This is a genomic window from Micromonospora sp. NPDC051924, from assembly GCF_055586005.1.
Genome location: NZ_JBVJJA010000042.1, coordinates 17,959 through 35,921 on the forward strand (window position 1 = coordinate 17,959; position 17,963 = coordinate 35,921).

Annotated in this window: 20 protein-coding genes; 14 read left to right on the forward strand and 6 right to left on the reverse strand. The window is 71.1% G+C overall.

What is annotated here, in order from left to right:
- Positions 1 to 34 precede the first annotated feature (34 nt).
- The 13 genes from ACZ6S5_RS27360 to hypE are packed head-to-tail and all read left to right on the forward strand — an operon-like array spanning position 35 to position 9,975.
- Positions 35 to 1,447 (forward strand): hypothetical protein, encoded by a 1,413-nt coding sequence (locus ACZ6S5_RS27360; protein ID WP_466004915.1) that lies wholly within the window; start codon positions 35 to 37, stop codon positions 1,445 to 1,447.
- Positions 1,444 to 2,028 (forward strand): hydrogenase maturation protease, encoded by a 585-nt coding sequence (locus ACZ6S5_RS27365; RefSeq protein ID WP_466004917.1) that lies wholly within the window; start codon positions 1,444 to 1,446, stop codon positions 2,026 to 2,028. Before ACZ6S5_RS27360 ends, ACZ6S5_RS27365 begins: the two co-directional genes overlap by 4 nt.
- Positions 2,021 to 2,377, forward strand: a complete 357-nt coding sequence (locus ACZ6S5_RS27370) for a hydrogenase/urease maturation nickel metallochaperone HypA (RefSeq protein WP_466004919.1) — start codon at positions 2,021 to 2,023, stop codon at positions 2,375 to 2,377. The genes ACZ6S5_RS27365 and ACZ6S5_RS27370 overlap by 8 nt, the downstream gene beginning before the upstream one ends.
- Positions 2,377 to 2,916, forward strand: coding sequence for a hemerythrin domain-containing protein (locus ACZ6S5_RS27375; RefSeq protein WP_466004921.1), 540 nt, complete (start codon positions 2,377 to 2,379; stop codon positions 2,914 to 2,916). The genes ACZ6S5_RS27370 and ACZ6S5_RS27375 overlap by 1 nt, the downstream gene beginning before the upstream one ends.
- Positions 2,913 to 4,034: an NADH-quinone oxidoreductase subunit B family protein gene (locus tag ACZ6S5_RS27380; RefSeq protein WP_466004922.1), complete on the forward strand. Its 1,122-nt coding sequence runs from the start codon at positions 2,913 to 2,915 to the stop codon at positions 4,032 to 4,034. The genes ACZ6S5_RS27375 and ACZ6S5_RS27380 overlap by 4 nt, the downstream gene beginning before the upstream one ends.
- Positions 4,031 to 5,830: a nickel-dependent hydrogenase large subunit gene (locus tag ACZ6S5_RS27385; protein WP_466004924.1), complete on the forward strand. Its 1,800-nt coding sequence runs from the start codon at positions 4,031 to 4,033 to the stop codon at positions 5,828 to 5,830. The genes ACZ6S5_RS27380 and ACZ6S5_RS27385 overlap by 4 nt, the downstream gene beginning before the upstream one ends.
- Positions 5,823 to 6,428, forward strand: coding sequence for a hypothetical protein (locus tag ACZ6S5_RS27390; protein WP_466004926.1), 606 nt, complete (start codon positions 5,823 to 5,825; stop codon positions 6,426 to 6,428). Before ACZ6S5_RS27385 ends, ACZ6S5_RS27390 begins: the two co-directional genes overlap by 8 nt.
- A complete protein-coding gene (locus ACZ6S5_RS27395) occupies positions 6,425 to 7,039 on the forward strand; it encodes a DUF5947 family protein (RefSeq protein WP_466004928.1) in 615 nt (204 codons plus the stop codon). Before ACZ6S5_RS27390 ends, ACZ6S5_RS27395 begins: the two co-directional genes overlap by 4 nt.
- Positions 7,040 to 7,053: 14 nt before the next feature.
- Complete coding sequence (locus tag ACZ6S5_RS27400; protein ID WP_466004930.1) at positions 7,054 to 7,257, forward strand: hypothetical protein; 204 nt, start codon at positions 7,054 to 7,056, stop codon at positions 7,255 to 7,257.
- Positions 7,258 to 7,290: 33 nt separating this feature from the next.
- The gene (locus ACZ6S5_RS27405) at positions 7,291 to 7,392 is read left to right on the forward strand and encodes a DUF6893 family small protein (RefSeq protein WP_466004932.1); all 102 of its coding nucleotides are present in this window, start codon (positions 7,291 to 7,293) and stop codon (positions 7,390 to 7,392) included.
- 21 nt (positions 7,393 to 7,413) lie between these two features.
- Entirely contained in the window at positions 7,414 to 7,686 is a 273-nt protein-coding gene (locus tag ACZ6S5_RS27410) for a HypC/HybG/HupF family hydrogenase formation chaperone (protein ID WP_466004934.1), read from the forward strand.
- A gap of 13 nt (positions 7,687 to 7,699) precedes the next feature.
- Positions 7,700 to 8,827, forward strand: coding sequence for a hydrogenase formation protein HypD (gene hypD / locus ACZ6S5_RS27415; protein ID WP_466004936.1), 1,128 nt, complete (start codon positions 7,700 to 7,702; stop codon positions 8,825 to 8,827).
- The gene (gene hypE, locus ACZ6S5_RS27420) at positions 8,824 to 9,975 is read left to right on the forward strand and encodes a hydrogenase expression/formation protein HypE (protein ID WP_466004938.1); all 1,152 of its coding nucleotides are present in this window, start codon (positions 8,824 to 8,826) and stop codon (positions 9,973 to 9,975) included. The genes hypD and hypE overlap by 4 nt, the downstream gene beginning before the upstream one ends.
- A gap of 60 nt (positions 9,976 to 10,035) precedes the next feature.
- On the opposite strand, the gene hypF is transcribed toward hypE, so the two are convergent.
- Genes hypF through ACZ6S5_RS27445 form a run of 5 tightly spaced genes read right to left on the reverse strand, consistent with a single transcriptional unit; the run spans position 10,036 to position 14,215 of the window.
- The gene (gene hypF / locus ACZ6S5_RS27425; protein WP_466004940.1) at positions 10,036 to 12,315 is read right to left on the reverse strand and encodes a carbamoyltransferase HypF; all 2,280 of its coding nucleotides are present in this window, start codon (positions 12,313 to 12,315) and stop codon (positions 10,036 to 10,038) included.
- A 10-nt stretch (positions 12,316 to 12,325) separates the two neighbouring features.
- Positions 12,326 to 12,991: a D-sedoheptulose-7-phosphate isomerase gene (locus ACZ6S5_RS27430; protein WP_466004941.1), complete on the reverse strand. Its 666-nt coding sequence runs from the start codon at positions 12,989 to 12,991 to the stop codon at positions 12,326 to 12,328.
- Positions 12,988 to 13,230, reverse strand: coding sequence for a HypC/HybG/HupF family hydrogenase formation chaperone (locus ACZ6S5_RS27435; RefSeq protein ID WP_466004943.1), 243 nt, complete (start codon positions 13,228 to 13,230; stop codon positions 12,988 to 12,990). Before ACZ6S5_RS27435 ends, ACZ6S5_RS27430 begins: the two co-directional genes overlap by 4 nt.
- The gene (locus ACZ6S5_RS27440) at positions 13,227 to 13,793 is read right to left on the reverse strand and encodes a D-sedoheptulose-7-phosphate isomerase (RefSeq protein ID WP_466004945.1); all 567 of its coding nucleotides are present in this window, start codon (positions 13,791 to 13,793) and stop codon (positions 13,227 to 13,229) included. Before ACZ6S5_RS27440 ends, ACZ6S5_RS27435 begins: the two co-directional genes overlap by 4 nt.
- 59 nt (positions 13,794 to 13,852) lie before the next feature.
- Positions 13,853 to 14,215, reverse strand: a complete 363-nt coding sequence (locus tag ACZ6S5_RS27445; protein WP_466004947.1) for a helix-turn-helix transcriptional regulator — start codon at positions 14,213 to 14,215, stop codon at positions 13,853 to 13,855.
- A gap of 352 nt (positions 14,216 to 14,567) precedes the next feature.
- On the opposite strand from ACZ6S5_RS27445, the gene ACZ6S5_RS27450 reads away from it, so the two are divergent.
- Entirely contained in the window at positions 14,568 to 15,560 is a 993-nt protein-coding gene (locus ACZ6S5_RS27450; RefSeq protein ID WP_466004948.1) for a helix-turn-helix domain-containing protein, read from the forward strand.
- Here ACZ6S5_RS27450 and ACZ6S5_RS27455 read toward each other — a convergent pair.
- Positions 15,513 to 17,891 carry a PA domain-containing protein gene (locus ACZ6S5_RS27455; RefSeq protein ID WP_466004949.1) on the reverse strand — a complete coding sequence of 793 codons (2,379 nt, stop codon included), beginning with the start codon at positions 17,889 to 17,891 and terminating at the stop codon, positions 15,513 to 15,515. The two genes, ACZ6S5_RS27450 and ACZ6S5_RS27455, sit on opposite strands and share 48 nt — an antisense overlap.
- Positions 17,892 to 17,963 lie beyond the last annotated feature (72 nt).

Here is a 17,963-nt window from a genome sequence, read left to right on the forward strand (position 1 = left end):
GGTCCCTGCGTGCCCGGAAAGGGGTTTGAGTGCCGTGCGGACCGACCGCTCCACCCTGCGCCTCGACGGCGTCGAGGCGATCGCGGACGCGATCCTGTACGAGGGATACCTGCTGTACCCCTACCGGCGATCATCTGGCAAGAACCGGGTCCGGTGGCAGTTCGGTGTCCTTGTGCCGCCGGACTGGGGCGAGGCGCACGGACTGGACGACACCGGCGTGGCGGGCTCCGCGGAGTCGCCGTGGCAGCAGACCGAGTGCCTGCTGGAGGCGTCGGACACGGCGGTGGTCCGCGTCCGGTTGCGGTTCCTGCAGCTGCAACGCAAGGTGACCGAGCGCCGGACGGCCGACGGCGGATACCGGCCGGTCGACCGGATCGAGGTCGGCGACCGCACGGAGCTCAGCTTCGACGAGGCGGTGCCGCGGCAGTATGACATCGAGGCTTCGGTCGGCGACCTGCGGCGGGGCCGCCGCCTCGACCTGCGGGCGCCGGGCGGGGAGGACGTCGCGCCGCTGGTCGACGACCGGGGTGAACCGGCCGGCCGGGTGGTACGCCGCCGCTGGCCGTTGTCCGCGTCGATCACCGTCTCCGCCGTCCCGGCCGAGGCGCCCTTCCGGTTGCTGCGGCTGAGGATCCACGTGGCGAACACGGATCGCACCACCGGACCGGAGCGCTGCCGGGACGAGGCCTTGCGCCGCTGCCTGTTGGCGGCCCACACGCTGGTCGCGGTCGATGGGGGGCGGTTCCTGTCGCTGCTCGACCCGCCCGAGTGGGCGGCGCCTGCGGCGCGAGAGTGCCGCAACGTGCATACATTCCCGGTGCTCGCTGGCGCGCCCGGCACCGACGGCGTGCTGGTCTCCTCGCCGATCATCCTCTACGACCACCCGCAGATCGCGCCGGAGAGCCCCGGCGACCTGCACGACGCGACGGAGATCGACGAGATCCTCTCGCTGCGTACGCTTACGCTCTCCGACGCCGAGAAGCGGGAGGCGCGGGCCACCGATCCCCGGGCGGCCGCCATCGTCGACCGGGTCGACGCCATGCCGCCCGAGGTGCTCGAACGGTTGCACGGCGCGATCCGGACACTGACGCCGGTACGCCGGGACGGCGACGCCGGCCCGGAGCCGGAGCGACCGTGGTGGGAGTCCGCTGCGGGCATGTCCCCGGAGGCGGAGGCGGAGACGGTGCTGGTCGCGGGCACCCGGCTGGCGCGCGGCAGCCGGGTGCGGCTGCGGCCCCGCCGGCGTGGCACGGACGCGCACGACATGTTCCTCGACGGGCGCACCGCCCGGGTGGAGCAGGTGCTGCTGGACGTGGACGGGTCGCGGTTCCTGGCCGTGACGGTGGACGACGACCCGGGCGCGGAGTTGCACCAGTGGTACGGGCGCTTGCGCCACTTCCGGCCCGAGGAGGTCGAACCGCTGACGGGGGAGGTGGCGGCGCCGTGAGCAGCCCGGACCGCGGGCGGATCCTGGTCGCCGGAATCGGCAATATCTTCCTCGGCGACGACGCGTTCGGTGTGGAGGTGGTCCGGCGTCTGCGGGAGGCGGTCCTTCCGCCGGGGGTAGATGTGTCCGATTACGGCATCCGGGGGATGCATCTGGCCTACGATCTGCTGGACGGCCGCCACGACGTGCTGGTCCTGGTGGACGCGTTGCCGCTGGATGAGCCGCCCGGGACGTTGGCCGTGCTTCGGGTGGACCTGGACGACCCGGGTTGGACAGTGCGTCCGGCCGACGTGCTCGACGCGCCGGCCGCCGACGCCCACGGCATGGATCCCGAGTCGGTGCTGCGCCTCCTGCGCGGTCTGGGCGGAAGCATCGACCGCGTCCTGGTGGTGGGTTGCCGACCCGCCGTCCTCGAGGAGCGGATGGGGTTGTCGGCCCCGGTGGCCGCCGCAGTCGACGAGGCGGTCCGGACGGTGGTCGGGATCGTCCGGGAGGAAACTGCGCGGCTGGCCCGCGGCGAATGCGCCGCACCGGGCACGCCCGTGGACGGCAGCGAACGGGAGGTGGGCACGCGTGCATGAGACTGGTCTGTCCGAGGCGATCGTGGCGGCGGCGGTACGCCGCGCGGCCGGCCGCCGGGTCACTGGGCTGCGGGTGCGCATCGGTGGTCATGCGGTCGACCCCGGCGTCGTCACGCAGGGCATCCAGCTGGCCGCGGCGGGCACGGTAGCCGCGGACACCGCCGTCGACCTGGTGCTGGAGCCCATGACGGTGGCCTGCCATGAGTGCGGTCGCAGCGGGCCGGTCGACGACCACCTCGCGATGGTGGCCTGTCCGCAGTGCGGGGGTGTGGACGTCGACGTGGCCGGCAGCGACGACGTGGTGCTGGAATCGATCACGGTGGAGACCCGCGAGCTGGGGGCGGTCTGATGGACGCCATCGAGGTGCTGCGGCACGACCACCGCGTGGTCGAGCAACTGTTCCGCGACTATCAGGCGGCGGAGTCGGACGCGCAGCGCCGCGGCGTCGTGGAGATCCTCGTCCGCGAGCTGTCGAAGCACGCCGCGCTGGAGGAGGTGCTCGTCTACCCGTTCGCCGCGCAGGTGCTGGCCGACGGGCAGGTCGACCGGGCCCTGGCCGGACACCGGCCCATCAAGGAGCTGCTCCTCGAACTCGACCGCTGCCGGGCCGGCGATTCGGCCCAGGACGGGTTGATGGAACGGCTGGCGTCCGCCGTCGCCCGGCACGTGCAGGACGACGAGAACGAGCTCATGCCGCAGCTGTCGGCCCGCGCGGACGAGCAGTCCCTGCTCGAGCTGGGCCAGGAGATCGACCAGGGCAAGCAGCGGGCGCCGACGCGCCCGCACCCGCATGCGCCGGACAAGCCGCCGGCATTGACGCTCGCAGCGCCCGTCGCGGCCATCTGGGACCGGCTGCGGGACCGGAGGCAAGGGAGGCCACGCACATGACGCAGAGCAGCCGCGGCGCCGCGGTGATCCCGCAGGAGCACGGGTTCGACGAGGTCACCATTCTCTGGATCTCCGAGGGCATGAGTTGTGACGGGGACACCGTGTCGATGACGGCCTCCGGCCAGCCGGCGATCGAGGACATCGTTCTCGGGCTCGTTCCCGGTCTGCCGAAGGTGAACCTGCACAACAAGGTGTTGTCGCCGGCGGTCGGCGGCGAGGAGTTCCTGGCGCCGTACCGGAGAGCGGCTCGTGGGGAGATGACCGAGCCGTTCATTCTGGTCATCGAGGGGTCGATCCCGAACGAGAACATCAACGGGGACGGGTACTGGACGTCGTTCGGCAATGACGAGAAGACCGGTGAGCCGCTGACCTTGAACTGGTGGATCGACCAGCTGGCGCCGAAGGCGTGGGCGGTGGTCGCGGCCGGCACCTGCGCGACGTACGGCGGGATCCACGCCATGGCCGGTAACCCGACGGGGTGCATGGGCCTGGCGGACTATCTCGGGTGGGACTTCCGATCCCAGGGGGGACTGCCGATCGTCAACGTGCCCGGCTGCCCGATCCAGCCGGAGAACTTCATGGAGACCCTGACCTGGGTGCTCTATCACGCCGCCGGCTCGGCGCCGCCGCCGCCGCTGGACCACATGCTGCGGCCGCAGTGGCTGTTCGGCAAGACCGTGCACGAAGGCTGCGACCGGGCCGCCTACTACGAACAGGCCGACTTCGCGAAGGACTACAACTCGCCCAAGTGCCAGGTGAAGATCGGCTGCTGGGGACCGGTCATCAACTGCAACGTCCCGAAGCGCGGCTGGATGGGCGGCGTCGGGGGCTGCCCCAACGTCGGCGGCATCTGCATCGGCTGCACCATGCCGGGCTTCCCCGACAAGTTCATGCCGTTCATGGACATGCCGCCCGGTGGCAGCCTGTCCACCCTGCTCATCAAGCCCTACGGCGCCGTGATCCGCCGCCTTCGCGGCATCACGAACGCCACCGCCAACCGCGAACCGAAGTGGCACCACAACGGGCCTGAGCTCACCAGTGGCTACAACCCCCGCTGGCGCCCGTACGGTCCGGCAGATCCCCGCCGACAGGCGGCAATGGAGAGGAACAAGCCGTGACCGCGACGAAGCCGAAGCCGGCCGCCGGCCAGAAGCCCGGCGAGCTGGTGGAGATGGCGTGGGATCCGATCACCCGGATCATCGGCAACCTCGGCGTCTACACGAAGATCGACTTTGCGAACCGGGTGGTCGCCGAATGCCACACCACGTCGTCGCTGTTCCGGGGCTACTCGGTGTTCATGAAGGGCAAGGACCCGCGCGACGCGGGCTTCATCACCAGCCGGATCTGCGGCATCTGCGGCGACAACCACACGACCTGCTCCGTCTATGCGCAGAACATGGCGTACGGCATCAAGACCCCGCCGCTCGCGGAGTGGATCATCAACCTCGGTGAGGCTGCCGAGTACATGTTCGACCACACCCTCTTCCAGGACAATCTCGTCTTCGTCGATTTCTGTGAGGCGATGGTCAAGCAGACCAACCCCAGCGTGCTCGCCCGTGCGGAGGCCACCGCGGCGCCGGGCCGGGACATCCACGGCTACCGGACGATCGCCGACATAATGCGGGCGTACAACCCGTTCGAGGGCGAGGTCTACAAGGAGGCGCTGAAGGTCAGCCGGACGACCCGGGAGATGTTCTGCCTCATGGAGGGCCGGCACGTCCACCCGTCGACGGTCTATCCCGGCGGTGTTGGCACCATGCCACAGCCGACCCTGTTCACCGACTACCTGAGCCGGCTGATCAGCATCCTCGACTTCGTCAAGAAGGCCGTCGCCATGAACGACGACATCTTCGACTTCTGGTACGAGGCGCTGCCCGGCTACGAGGAGGTCGGCCGCCGCCGGGTCTTGCTCGGCTGCTGGGGCGCGTTCCAGAATCCCGACGTCGTGGACTACCGCTACGAGACCATGACGAACTGGGGGCGGGCCATGCACGTCTCCCCCGGGATCGTGGTCGACGGCAAGCTGCTCACCACGGACCTGGTGGACATCAACCTCGGCATCCGGATCCTGCTCGGCAGCTCTTACTACAAGGACTGGGCCGGCCAGGAGGAGCCGTTCGTCAAGTACGACCCGCTGGGCAATCCGGTCGACGTCCGCCACCCCTGGAACCAGACCACCCTCCCCGATCCCGGCAAGCGCGACTTCGACGACCGGTACAGCTGGGTGATGAGCCCCCGCTGGTTCGACAAGAGCAGCGGAGAGCACCTCGCGCTGGACACCGGTGGCGGCTGCTTTGCCCGGCTGTACACCACCGCGCTGGCAAAGCTGGTCGACACCCCGTACGTGAAGTCCACCGGGCACAGCGTGCTGATCTCGCTGCCGAAGAGCCGGGAGCTGCCGGAGACGACGCTGGAGTGGAAGATCCCGAAGTGGTCGAACGCGTTGGAGCGGGACCGCTCGCGGGCCTACTTCATCGCGTACGCCGCGGCCATGTCGCTGTACTTCCTGGAGCGGGCGATGGAGCGGATGCGCGCCGGCGACATGCGGGTCTTCGCCGAGTTCGACGTGCCGGACGAGGCCATCGGCTGCGGCTTCCACGAGGCAGTCCGGGGCATCCTGTCGCACCACATGGTGATCCGGGACCGCAAGATCGCCAACTACCATCCGTACCCGCCGACGCCGTGGAACGGCAGCCCCCGCGACAGCTACGGCACCCCCGGGCCCTACGAGGACGCGATCCAGAACACGCCCATCTTCGAGGAGAACGGCCCGGACAACTTCAAGGGCGTGGACATCATGCGGGCCGTGCGCAGCTTCGACCCCTGCCTGCCGTGCGGAGTGCACATGTACGTCGGCGGTGGGCAGACCCTCAAGAAAATCCACTCGCCGATGTTCGGCGCGTCTCATGGGTGAGCAGCCCGACGTTGCGCGGCTCGACGACGCGGCGGTCGAGCCGCGGCTGGCCCGCCTGGACGCCGTGCTCGGCCAGTTGGAGCAGACCCCCGGCCGCACCGCCGAGCTGGCACTGGAGGCCGTCGAGCTGCTGACCGAGGTGTACGGCGAGGCGCTGGCCCGGGTGGCCGACCTGACCACCGGCAGCCCCCTGGCGATCGACCGGCTCACCGGTGACGAGCTGCTGCGGCACCTGCTGCTGTTGCACCGCATCCACCCGGATCCGCTGGACCGGCGGGTGGCCCGGGCGGTCGACGACCTCCGGCCGCAGCTGCGCAAGCAGGGCGCCGAGATCGCGCTGATCGGCGTCCAGGACAAGGTGGCCCGGATCAGCCTGTCCGCCAGTTCGTGCGGCGTGGCGGCCCTGCGTGACCTGATCCGGGAGCAGGTGTTGACGTTCGCGCCGGAACTGTCCGCCGTCGACGTGGTGTTGCCCGCACCGGCGCCGGCGCTGATCCCGGTCGCCACCCTGTGGCAGCGGCCGGACCGGACCGATGCGGCAGCGATGAGCGAGGCGGGGCGGGCCGCGGGACCGCTGGCATTGGATGGCCCGGCATGACGGCCGGCGGGCTCCAGCGGGCGATCCACCGCGCACGGCAGCGCGCGGCCTCGGCCGAGCGTTGCGGTATGTGCGCCGGGCCGGTCGGCCCGGAGCACCGGCACCTGTGGGACGAGCAGGACGGGGAGCTGATGTGCGCCTGCACGGCGTGCTCCTTGCTGTTCGAGCGCGAGGCGGCCGGCAGCGGCCGGTACCAGCTGGTCCCCACCGGCGGCAGACGGCTGACCGGCGTGTCCGCCGACGACCTGGGCGTGCCGGTCGGCCTGGTGTTCTTCGTGAAGCAGCGCGACGGCCGGGTACTCGGGCACTACCCGAGCCCGCTCGGCGCGACCGTCTCGGAGATCGACGCCGCCGCGTGGCGGGCGATCGAGGCGCGCGCACCCGTGCTGGCCGAGCTGAAGCCACGGGTCGAGGCGGTCCTGGTGTGGACGGGCACCTCGCACGGCGGCGGCCAGCAGTGGGTGGTGCCGGTCGACGACTGCTACCGGCTCGTGGCGCTCGTCCGGCGGCACTGGACGGGCATGTCCGGGGGAACCGCGGTGTGGCGGGAGATCGCCCGGTTCTTCGACGACCTCGGCCGGCGACATGACCGGCCGTCCGGAAACTACTGACGGAGGAGGCGGGAATGGGCGAGATCCGGGTGGGCGATCCCGATGTCGAACTCGACGCGCCGGCGCACACCAAGGGCGTCGAGGAGGGCAATTCCCGGCGGCGGAAGCAGGCGGGCCATCACGACGACGGAACGGTGGACGCTCGCCGATCGACCGGCATCCGGCCCGAGAAGCACGGTCCGATCCTGCCGATCATGCCGGACCTGCCGCCGGGCTGACCCGATCCGGCACGGGCCCGAAGGAGGTGAGCTGTGCGGAAGCTGTTGGCGTTGCTGGTCGGCGTCGCCGTGGTCGGGTTGTTCTGGAAGGAACTGCCCGCGCTGAGGCGCTACATCAAGATCGCGAAGATGTGAACGGAAAGGCCGAACGAGCCGATGTGTCTTGGTATCCCGGGTGAGATCGTCGAGATCAAAGCCGGTCACGACGATCTCGCTGTGGTCGACGTCGTCGGAGTGCGGCGGGCGGTCAACATCGGCCTGCTCGAGGCGGACCAGGTCGGCGTCGGGGACTGGGTGCTCGTCCACGTCGGGTTCGCCATGTCGAAGATCGACGAAGCCGAGGCGGCCGCCACATTGGCGCTGTTGACCGGCCTCGGGCAGGCGTACACCGACGAGTTGCAGGCGCTCGCCGAATCCGACATCACCTAGAGGAGGTGACCAGATGCGTTTCGTCGACGAGTACCGCGACGCGGAGAAGGCCCAGGCGTTGGCCACCCAGATCGCCGCGTTGTGCGAGCCGGGACGGCGGTACAAGTTCATGGAGGTCTGCGGCGGGCACACGCACACCATCTACAAGCACGGGATCGAGGACTACCTGCCGGAGAACGTCTCACTCGTACACGGGCCGGGCTGCCCGGTCTGCGTCATCCCGATGGGCCGGGTGGACGACGCCATCGCCATCGCCAACGAGCCGGGTGTCATCATGACCGCGTTCGGTGACATGATGCGGGTCCCGGGCGGGAACGGCTCGTTCCTGGACGCCAAGGCGGCCGGCGCGGACATCCGGATGGTGTACTCGCCGCTGGACGCCCTGAAGATCGCCCGGACCAACCCGGACCGCCGGGTGGTCTTCATGGCGATCGGGTTCGAGACCACGTCGCCGTCGACCGCGATGACCGTGCTGCGGGCGGCCGCCGAGGGCATCGACAACTTCTCGGTGTTCTGCAACCACGTCACCATCCTGCCGGCGATCAAGGCGATCCTGGACTCGCCCGATCTGCGTCTCGACGGTTTCCTCGGCCCCGGCCACGTCTCCACCGTCATCGGCTGCCGCCCGTACGAGTTCATCGCCCGTGACTACGGCAAACCGCTGGTGTGTGCCGGGTTCGAGCCGCTGGATCTCCTCCAGTCAGTCTTCATGCTGCTCAAGCAGCTCGCCGAGGGCCGCTGCGAGGTAGAGAACCAGTACACCCGGGTGGTCCCGTGGGACGGCAACCTGCGGGCGCTGGAGGCGATCGGCCAGGTCATGCAGCTGCGCCCGTACTTCGAGTGGCGCGGCCTCGGCTTCATCTCGCACTCGGCGCTGCGGGTGCGGGACGAGTACGCGGCGTACGACGCCGAGCGGATCTTCGAGGTTCCCGGGGTCCGCGTGGCGGACCCGAAGGCCTGCCAGTGCGGCGAGGTGCTCAAGGGGGTGCTCAAGCCCTGGGAGTGCAAGGTGTTCGGCACCGCCTGCACGCCGGAGACGCCCATTGGCACGTGCATGGTCTCCTCCGAGGGCGCGTGCGCGGCCTACTACAACTTCGGCCGCTTCACGCGGCAGCGGCTGACGGAGGCGGCCCGGGTATGACGACCGAACGCACCGCCGGGTGGGCTGAGCGCGCGGTGGCCGAGGCGGAGGCGGCGACCGAGCGCGAGCCGGGGCGGCTCTCGCCGGAGCAGCAGGTGCTGAAGCGCATCGAACGGGCTCGCCGGCACGCGCCGAAGATCCGGGAGAGCCGGATCACGCTCGCGCACGGCGCGGGCGGGAAAGCGACGCACAGCCTGGTCGAAGGGCTGTTCCTCGAGGCGTTCCGCAACCCGACGCTGGAGGCGCTTGACGACGCCGCCGTGCTGTCGGTGGGCACCGGCCGGTTCGCCTTCACCACCGACTCGTACGTGGTGTCGCCGTTGTTCTTTCCCGGCGGGGACCTCGGCGATCTCGCGGTCAACGGCACGGTGAACGACCTCGCGGTCAGCGGCGCCCGGCCGCTGTACCTGTCGGCCGGGTTCATCCTGGAGGAGGGCTTTCCCGTCGCCGACCTGCGGCGGATCACCGCCTCCATGGCCGCCGCGGCGCAGCGCGCCGGGGTCCAGGTGGTCACCGGCGACACGAAGGTGGTGCAGCGGGGCAAGGCCGACGGCTGCTACGTCAACACGGCTGGGGTGGGCGTGCTGGAACGGCCGATCGCCCTCGGCACCGCGCACGTCCGCCCCGGCGACGCGGTCCTCGTCTCCGGGCCGATCGGCGACCACGGGGTCACCATCATGCTCGCCCGCGGCGAGCTGGACATCGCCGCCGACCTGGCCTCGGATACCGCGGCGCTGTCCGGAATGGTGGCCGCGCTGCTGGACGCGGCACCCGGGGTGCGGCTGTTGCGTGACGCCACCCGGGGCGGCGTGGCGACCGTCCTCAACGAGGTGGCGCAGGCGGCCCAGGTCGCGGTCGTCGTCGACGAGGCCGCGGTGCCGGTGCGTCCCGCTGTGACCGGCGCCTGCGAGCTGCTCGGCATCGACCCGCTCTACGTGGCGTGCGAGGGCCGCCTGGTGGCGGTGGTGGACGGCGGGCAGGCGGAGGCCGCCGTGGCGGCGCTGCGCGGCCACCCGCTGGGCGACGGCGCCGCCGTGATCGGCCGCGTGGCCGCCGACCCGCCCGGGATGGTGCTGCTCCACACGGCGTTCGGCGGTACCCGGGTGGTTGACATGCTGGTCGGCGATCCACTCCCCCGCATCTGCTGACGCCGGTCGCCGGCCAGCGGGCGTGCCCGGCCCGTGCCGCGACGGCCGGTGGTCGCGCGTTCAGTCGGCGGGCACGGCCCGCGCCGCGGTCACCACGGCCTGGCCGAGGGAGATCCCTCCGTCGTTGGGCGGCACCCGCGAGTGCACGAGCGCCCGGAAGCCGTCCCGCTCCAGCCCGCTGACCACCCGGTCGAGCAGCAGCACGTTCTGGAAGACCCCGCCGGAGAGCGCGACGGTGGCCAGCCCGGTGCCCTCTCGCACGGCTCCGGCCGCCGCCACCACGGCCTCGGCCAAACCGTGGTGGAAGCGGGCGGCGATCCGGCCGGGTTCCACCCCGGCCAGCAGGTCCTCGACCACGCACCGGACCAGCCCGCGCCCGGCGTTCAGGAGCGGCACCGGTCCAGCCGCCTCGACCGCGTAGCCGCCCCGCTCGTCACGATCGGCCCGCTGCTCCAGCGCGATCGCCGCCTGTCCTTCGTACGTGACGTGGTCGTGCAGGCCGAGGAGCGCCGAGACTGCGTCGAACAGGCGCCCCACGCTGGAGGTACGTGGCGAGTTCGTGCCGGTCCGTGCCAGCGCCACGACCGCCGGCCAGTCCCGCTCGTGTCGGCGCCGCACCGCCAGGTCGGGCACCGCCTCGCCGTAGATGTCGTCGAGGTGGGCCGCCGCCATGCGCCACGGCTCGTGCACCGCCGCGGCTCCGCCGGGCATGGCGACGGTGGCCAGGTGACCGACCCGCTCGAAGCCGGCCAGGTTCGCGACGAGCAACTCCCCTCCCCAGAGGGTGCCGTCCGGGCCGTACCCGAGACCGTCGAAGGCGACGCCGATCACCGGTCCGGGTTCGCCGTTGTCGGCCAGGCAGGACGCGATGTGGGCGTGGTGGTGCTGGACGCCGAGCAGCTCCACGTCGTCGCACTGCAGGGCGTACTTGGTGGACAGGTACTCGGGATGCAGGTCGTGAGCGACGATCTCCGGCCGGACGTCGAAGAGCCGGGTGAAGTGTGCGATCCCGTCGGTGAACGCTTGCAGCGTCTCGTAGTTGGCCAGGTCGCCGATGTGGTGGGAGACGAACGCCCGCCGCCCCTTCGCCACGCAGAACGTGTTCTTCAGCTCCGCGCCGCAAGCCAGCACCGGCCGGTCGAACCGCCACGGCAGGGTGACCGGCGCGGGCACGTAACCGCGGGACCGCCGCACCGGCAGCTCCCGGCCCCGGAAGACGCGTACCACCGAGTCGTCGGTGCGGACGTGGATCCGCCGGTCGTGGGTGAGGAACCCGTCGGCGATGGGCGCGAGCCGCCGGCGGGCGTCGTCGTCGCGGTGCGCGATCGGTTCGTCGGAGACGTTGCCGCTGGTCAGCACGATGGGTATGCCGAGTTGACCGAGTAGCAGCTGGTGCAGCGGCGTGTACGGCAGCATGACGCCCAGGTCGCGGTTGCCCGGTGCCACCGACGCGGCGACTGGGGCGTCGGCCCGGCGGGGCAGCAGCACCACGGGACGGCGGGCGCCGGTGAGCACCGGCACGGCCGCCGGCGCCACGTCCACCAGGGTGCGCGCCGCCCGCAGGTCGGCGGCCATCACCGCGAACGGTTTCTCCTCCCGGTGCTTGCGGGCGCGCAGCGTCGAGACGACCTGCTCGTCGTCGGCCCGGGCGGCGAGGTGGTAGCCACCGAGGCCCTTCACCGCGATGATCCGCCCCTCCCGCAGCCACCCGACGGCGGTGTCCATCGGCTCGCCGGAAGCCGGGACGCGGGCGGCGTCGACGAGCCGGAGTGTCGGACCGCACGCGGGGCAGCACACCGGCTCGGCGTGGAAGCGGCGGTCGCTTGGGTCGCCGTACTCGGCGGCGCAGTTGGCGCAGAGCGGGAACTCGGCCATCGTGGTGGCGCGGCGGTCGTACGGGACGTCCTCGACGATGGTGAACCGCGGGCCGCAGTTGGTGCAGTTGGTGAACGGGTAACCGTGACGGCGGTCCGCCGGATCGGACAGCTCGGCGAGGCAGTCCGGGCAGGTCGCGGTGTCCGGTGAGATCAGGGCGTCCCGGCCGGCGCCGGTGACGCTGGTGACGATGGCGAAGCCGGGCTGGCCGGTGGGCGGCAGCGCCTCGGTGGTGAGCCGCTCGACCTGGGCGAGGGTCGGCGCGCGCCGGCTGAGGTCGGCCACGAAGGCGGCCAGCCGGTCTCTCTCCCCTTCGACCTCGACGAAGACGCCCTTCGTGTCGTTGCCGACGAAGCCGGCCAGGTCGTACTCGGCGGCCAGCGCGTGCACGAACGGCCGGAAGCCGACCCCCTGCACGATGCCCTCGACGCGGACGTGCACCCGCCGCACGCTGGCCAGGTCCATGGCAACCCGGTCACAGTTCGTCGGCCAGCGCCTGCTGGGTGAGTTCCCAGAGCACGTGGTAGACCGTCGTCTGCGCCTCCTGGACCCGGTGCACGGATGCCGACGGCACCACGAACAGGTGGTCGATGGCCTCGGATTCCGCCATCCGGCCGCCGTCGTATCCAGCGATCCCGACGGTGAGCATGCCACGGCGGGCCGCCTCCTCGAACGCCCGCACAACGTTGTTCGATCCGCCGCTCGTGGACAGTCCCACCGCGATGTCCCCGGCCCGGCCGAACGCCGCCAACTGTCGGGCGAAGACCACTTCGAACCCCACGTCGTTGGACAGTGCCGTGATCAGCGCGACGTCGTGGGTCAACGAGATGGCCGGCAACGGGCGGGCGGCCTTCGGCGGATGCAGGAACAGCTGTGCGACGTCCTGGGCGTCCGTGCTGCTTCCGCCGTTGCCGAAGGCGAACAGCGTGGCGCCGGCCCGGACGGCCGCGGCGCACCGGCGGGCGCAGTCGAGCAACCGCTGCCCGTGCTCGGCGACCAGGGATTCGCGGAGGGCGACGATCTCCGCCGCCTTCTCGGCGGTAGACCGGGCCACCGCGGCGAGCACCGCGTTCACGTCGGTCGGCTGGGTGTCGAGGAACGGGTAGAGGGCTCCGATGGCGCCGTCGACCTGGGCGCTCATGAATTCTTCTCCACGACCGCGATGGCCTCCTTGGCGTGCACCAGCACGACGTCGCCCGGTCTTGCCTCGACCAGGGCCACGCTGATTTCCTCCGGTCCGGCGTCCGTGTCGACGACGGCCAGTCCGTCGGCCGTCAGTTCGCGTACCCGGACGGCGACCGCCACGTCGGAGCAGGTGATACAAACGTCGTCGTGGCACTCGGGCACGACCCGGGCCGGCGGCATCGGCTGCGAGGTCACTGGATCGTCTCCGTCTCCAGCAGTCCAGGCTGTTCGAAGAACACGTGCACCAGCTCCCACAGGATGTGATAGATCGTCATGTGCACCTCCTTGACGATGCACGGGTCGTCGGAGCGGGCGACGACGACGTGGTCGGCGACCGCGTCCCGAGCGATGTCACCGCCGTCGCCGCCGAGCAGCCCGACGGTGAGCAGACCGAGCTCGCGGGCTGTCACCAGACCGCGCCGGACGTTGGCACAGCGGCCGTCGGCGGACAGTCCGAGCGCGATGTCCTCCGGGGCGGCGAGCAGCCGCAGCTGAGCGGCGAACACTTCGTCGAAGCCCTCCGCCTGGGCGATCCCGGTGAGGGTCGCGGCGTCGTTCGTCAGCGAGATCGCCGGCAGCGCCCGCTTGCCCACGATGACCGGGTGGACGAACTCCACCACGACGTGCTGGGCATCTGTTGCCGGTCCGCCGTTACCGAAGACGATCAACTTCCCGCCGCGATGGAAGCGTACGGCCATTTCGTAGCAGGTCCGGGCGATCAGCGCGGAATCGCCGGCGAGCGCCTCCCCGGGTGCCACCCGGCGGGTGAAGGCGCGGTGAACTGCTGGAAAGACGGGTGTTTGCAAGGGTTCTCCGTTCAGCGTCGGGAAGCGGCGTACGGATCATGATGTCCGCCACGCGGCGTCGCGAAGGCGTCTGCCGAGCGCTGCAGGCAGGCCCGGATCACCTGATCGAGTTGGGTCAGGCGAGCGATGCAGGATCGAAGATCACCGCGGCCCTTGGCCGTCAGCTCGTAGCACCGGCGCGCCGGCCCCGCCCCGGAGGTCTCCCAGACGGAGATCAGCGACCGCTCGCGTTCCAGGCCGCGTAGCACCCGGTAGACGTGGCCCGGCTCCACATCAGGCAATCCCATGGCTCTGAGCCGGTCGATCAGGTCATATCCATGACCGGGCCGCTCGAAGATCAGGAGCAGGAGAAACGAATGCAGCAGACCCTGCATCGCGCGTCCGTGCACACCAGCCCCCTTCCTCGGCGGAAAGCACCCCCTACCGCTGGAGCTAAACACACCCTTTCGTAGTAAATGTGCCATCCAGCGGATTTGCGATACGACCGTGGGCCGACACCCCGGCTCTGGTTGCCAACTACCTGTGGCAGATCGATGCAACGGACGGTCGGCCTGCCGACCACAGCACGGCCCGGGTTGATCAACCTGGTGGACGACGCCCGCGTCGCTATCCGCAGGTACGCCTGCCGTTCGGCGAGCGCAATCGTCGCCCCGGTCGCACGTGGACCTCGCCACCGTTGGCCGGGTGCCTGGGTGGTCGCCCGGCCGACGGGGGCAAAATAGGCGAGTGCTCGAGCCGATCGGTGTCCGCCCCGAGGACGAGACGGTCTACCGCGAACTCCTGTCCCGCCCCGGGGCGTCCCAGCGCGACCTCGCCGCGGCCCTCGACCGTGGCGCGGCCGAGGTGGGCAGCTCGCTGAGCAGACTCGAGGAGCTGGGCCTGGTGCACCGGCTGCCCGGCCAGCCCGCCAGGATGCGGGCGGCGCGGCCCGACGTCGCCGTTGACGCGCTGGTCGATCGACGCCGTGAGGAGCTGGCGCGCACGCAGCTCGCCGCGCGCAACCTGCTCGCCGAGATGCCCGCCGAGGAGCGGTTCCGCCCGGAGGAGATCGTCGAGGTGCTGGTCGGTGGCGCAGCGATCGCTGCCCGGTTCGAGCACCTGCTCAGCACCACCCGGCACGAGCTCATGGTGCTCGATCGCCCGCCGTACGTCGCCGATCCACGGCGCTCGGACAACTCGGTCCGCCGGCTCCTGCGCGCGAAGGTGCGGGTGCGCGGCATCTACGCCCCAGAGGCGCTGGAGCTGCCGGGTGCGCTCGAGGAGGTCCAGGACGCAGCCGGCGCGGGAGAGCGGTCCCGGGTGCACACCGACCTTCCGATGAAGCTGGCGATAGGCGACCGCCGGCTGGCGATCCTGCCGCTCGGCGCGCAGAGCGCTGACGTGGCGGTCTGCATCCGACCTTCCACCCTCCTCGACGCGCTGGCCCAGCTCTTCGAGCTGCTCTGGGCGCAGGCGACGCCGATCGTCGCCCCAGCGCAGGAGGGCAGCTTCAGCGATCGCCAGCTCGCCGCGCTGCTCGCCTCGGGTGCGAAGGACGACGCGGTCGCCCGACGGCTGGGCGCCAGCACCCGCACGCTCAGCCGCCGGATCGCGGAGCTGATGGACCACCTGCACGTCCGCACGCGGTTCCAGGCGGGCGCGCAGGCGGTCCGGCTCGGTTGGCTTGAGAGCTCAGTGCACGACGTCGAAGGCCCGGACGATGGTCTGGTCGACCGTTGAGCCGCCGGTGTCCTGCGCGTGCAGCCGTAGCGACACCAGGCCGCTGCCCGCCGGCAGCTGGACGCGCCAGCCGTCGGTACCGCGGGTGACGGCCGCCGGTCGCCAGGTCGCACCGTCGTCGTACGACGCGTCGATGGTCGGCTCGCCGGCCGGCGTGGACGATACGCCGTCGGGGTGCCCCAGGCGCAGGTCGAACGCCACTCGGCCCTGGAGGTCGACCCGGACCCGGTTGTGCAGGTCGACGTCGACGTCGTAGTCCGGAAGCAGCAGCGGCTGGCTCTCTGCAGCATCGCTGGCGGTCGTCGTCGACGGGAAGCTCCAGGCGGTTTCGGTGTGCGTCGACAGCTCGTTCCACGCCTGGGGGTTATCGGCGGTGAACGAGATCGAGACACGAGACTCGCCGCCCGGAAGCCGGACCGTGCCGGAGGGGAGGTTGTCCGTCTCCCCGACCAGGGCGCCGTCGGCCCGGATCTCGAGATGGGTGTGCACCCCACTCGGGTGGGTGTACTCCGTTCCGTGGTTTCCGTCCGCGTCGGTGAAGCCCTCAACGGCCACGCGCAGCTGATCACCGGAGCGCTGGACGGGCCGAGCGGGATGTGGGGCCGCCGTTACCGGCGCCCGGCCGAAGGGCAGCTGGTCCTGTTCGCGGTCCGAGTACGCCTGGCGCCCCGGCATGGTCAGGTTCATCGGCAGCACTGGCGCCTTGGGGAACATCGCGTTGTAGGGAGACTCCGGAGCGAGCACCGCGTAATTCCATGCCGTGTCAGGGTCGGGGATGCGGTACTCGGTGCGCGTACGCGGCCCGCCCTTGAAGGGGAACACCGTCGAGACGACGAACGAGTTGCCGGGCTGCCACGGGTACGCCGCCTCGGAGAACGTCGAGGGAAGCGTCGGCTGCCCGTACACCTGACGCACCTGAGTGGCGAGCTGCCCGGTGAGGGCGACGTAGGTGGGTTCCTCGGGGATCCGGTCCTTCACCTTCAGGTAGAGGTCGTAGACATAGGGGCTGGCCGGCTCTCCCTCGACGGTCACCATGGCCCCCTCAGGGAGGTGGGCGAGCGCGAGACCCTCCGCCCGGTTCAGCCGGATCGTCGGCACCTGCAGCTTGACCCCGGTGCCGCCCGGGTCGCTGATGTCACCGGGGCCGTCGTTGCGGATCACGACCACGCCCGCGCCGTGTGCGGCGGCATTGTTGGACTGTTCCGCGATCGACATGTCGGCGGAGTACGTGACCAGCGCCAACGCGCCGTGCAGCTGCTGGCCGGCGAGATCGGCCGCCGTGGCGTGGCCGACGTCCACCACGGGGAGACGGGAGCGGCCGTTGACGACCGGGAAGTCCGAAGCGACGTCGGAGAACCAGGTCGGGTCGACGTACTCGGGGTGCAGGGTCGGCGCGGTCGGCGCGGACAGGGCGATGTCGGGTGCCTCCAGCCGGACCCGGGTGCGCGCCTGGAAAGTCCCGATGGACACCTGCGGCGTCGGCTGCAGGTAGAAGTGCTGGTCGAGGAGGTATGCCGGGCGCATGTCCAGGTGGACTGCGGACCCGTCCGCGGCGGTGCGGTCGTAGCCGATGAGCATGGCACCCTGCGGCGGCACCTTGGTGCTGCGTCCCGGGGTCGTGATGGTGAGCTGCCGGGCCTCGCGGGCGTCGAACGTGAAGGCCCGTTCGCCGCTCACCGTCGTCTCCGGCTCGCCCACGAGCGAGATGTTCTGGAACGTGCGGCTGCTTCCGATGGTCGGCTTCTCGGCGGGCAGCGTGGTGACGAACGCCATCACCGAGTACTCGCCGGGCGGTACGAGCACGCAGGTGGTCCGGGCGAAGGTGGCCTCGGAGCACTCGTTGCCCGGAGCCGGGTCGGTGGCCATCTGCCGGGTCCACGCCGCGCCGTGCTCAAGGTCGAACACCGTGATGTAGGCCTGGGCGGCGCGGCCATCCCGGCCCACTGCGGAGAAGCGCAGCGGCACGGCCTCGGCAGCGCCGGCGTCCACAAGGGCCGCGTGGCCCTCGATCATGGTCGGCGTGCTCGCGGCATCGGTCGTCTGGACGGTCGTGCCCGTCTTGCTCGTCGCGACGACAAGGCCCGGGGCCACACCGTCGGGGCCGGGCAGTGGGGCGAGCGAGGTGGCGCCGGTGTCTCCGAGCGGCGTCAGGGCGACCTCGGCTCCACCGCCCAGGGAGACAACCCGCGCGGCCGGTGCCGGGGCGAGGCCGTCGGTGGAGGTCGCCGCGTTCGCCGCGGACCACGGCACCGCGCTCAGCAGGCCAACCACGACGGCGAGCGAGGTGACGGCGGCACTCGTCCGGTGCAGGGCCGAGAGTGGCATGGTCATGGACTCCCAGTGGTCAGAGATGCGTCCCCTTTTTCATAGTCGAGCCGGGTTGGCGGTGGACAGCATGACCGC

Bases quoted from the DNA above. Each gene is read 5' to 3' on its own strand.
- ACZ6S5_RS27375 (WP_466004921.1), top strand. From the start codon at position 2,377: ATGGACGCCATCGAGGTGCTGCGGCACGACCACCGCGTGGTCGAGCAA.
- ACZ6S5_RS27380 (WP_466004922.1), top strand. From the start codon at position 2,913: ATGACGCAGAGCAGCCGCGGCGCCGCGGTGATCCCGCAGGAGCACGGG.
- ACZ6S5_RS27390 (WP_466004926.1), top strand. From the start codon at position 5,823: ATGGGTGAGCAGCCCGACGTTGCGCGGCTCGACGACGCGGCGGTCGAG.
- ACZ6S5_RS27395 (WP_466004928.1), top strand. From the start codon at position 6,425: ATGACGGCCGGCGGGCTCCAGCGGGCGATCCACCGCGCACGGCAGCGC.
- ACZ6S5_RS27400 (WP_466004930.1), top strand. From the start codon at position 7,054: ATGGGCGAGATCCGGGTGGGCGATCCCGATGTCGAACTCGACGCGCCG.
- ACZ6S5_RS27410 (WP_466004934.1), top strand. From the start codon at position 7,414: ATGTGTCTTGGTATCCCGGGTGAGATCGTCGAGATCAAAGCCGGTCAC.
- hypD (WP_466004936.1), top strand. From the start codon at position 7,700: ATGCGTTTCGTCGACGAGTACCGCGACGCGGAGAAGGCCCAGGCGTTG.
- hypE (WP_466004938.1), top strand. From the start codon at position 8,824: ATGACGACCGAACGCACCGCCGGGTGGGCTGAGCGCGCGGTGGCCGAG.
- hypF (WP_466004940.1), bottom strand. From the start codon at position 12,315: ATGGACCTGGCCAGCGTGCGGCGGGTGCACGTCCGCGTCGAGGGCATC.
- ACZ6S5_RS27430 (WP_466004941.1), bottom strand. From the start codon at position 12,991: ATGAGCGCCCAGGTCGACGGCGCCATCGGAGCCCTCTACCCGTTCCTC.
- ACZ6S5_RS27445 (WP_466004947.1), bottom strand. From the start codon at position 14,215: ATGCAGGGTCTGCTGCATTCGTTTCTCCTGCTCCTGATCTTCGAGCGG.
- ACZ6S5_RS27455 (WP_466004949.1), bottom strand. From the start codon at position 17,891: ATGACCATGCCACTCTCGGCCCTGCACCGGACGAGTGCCGCCGTCACC.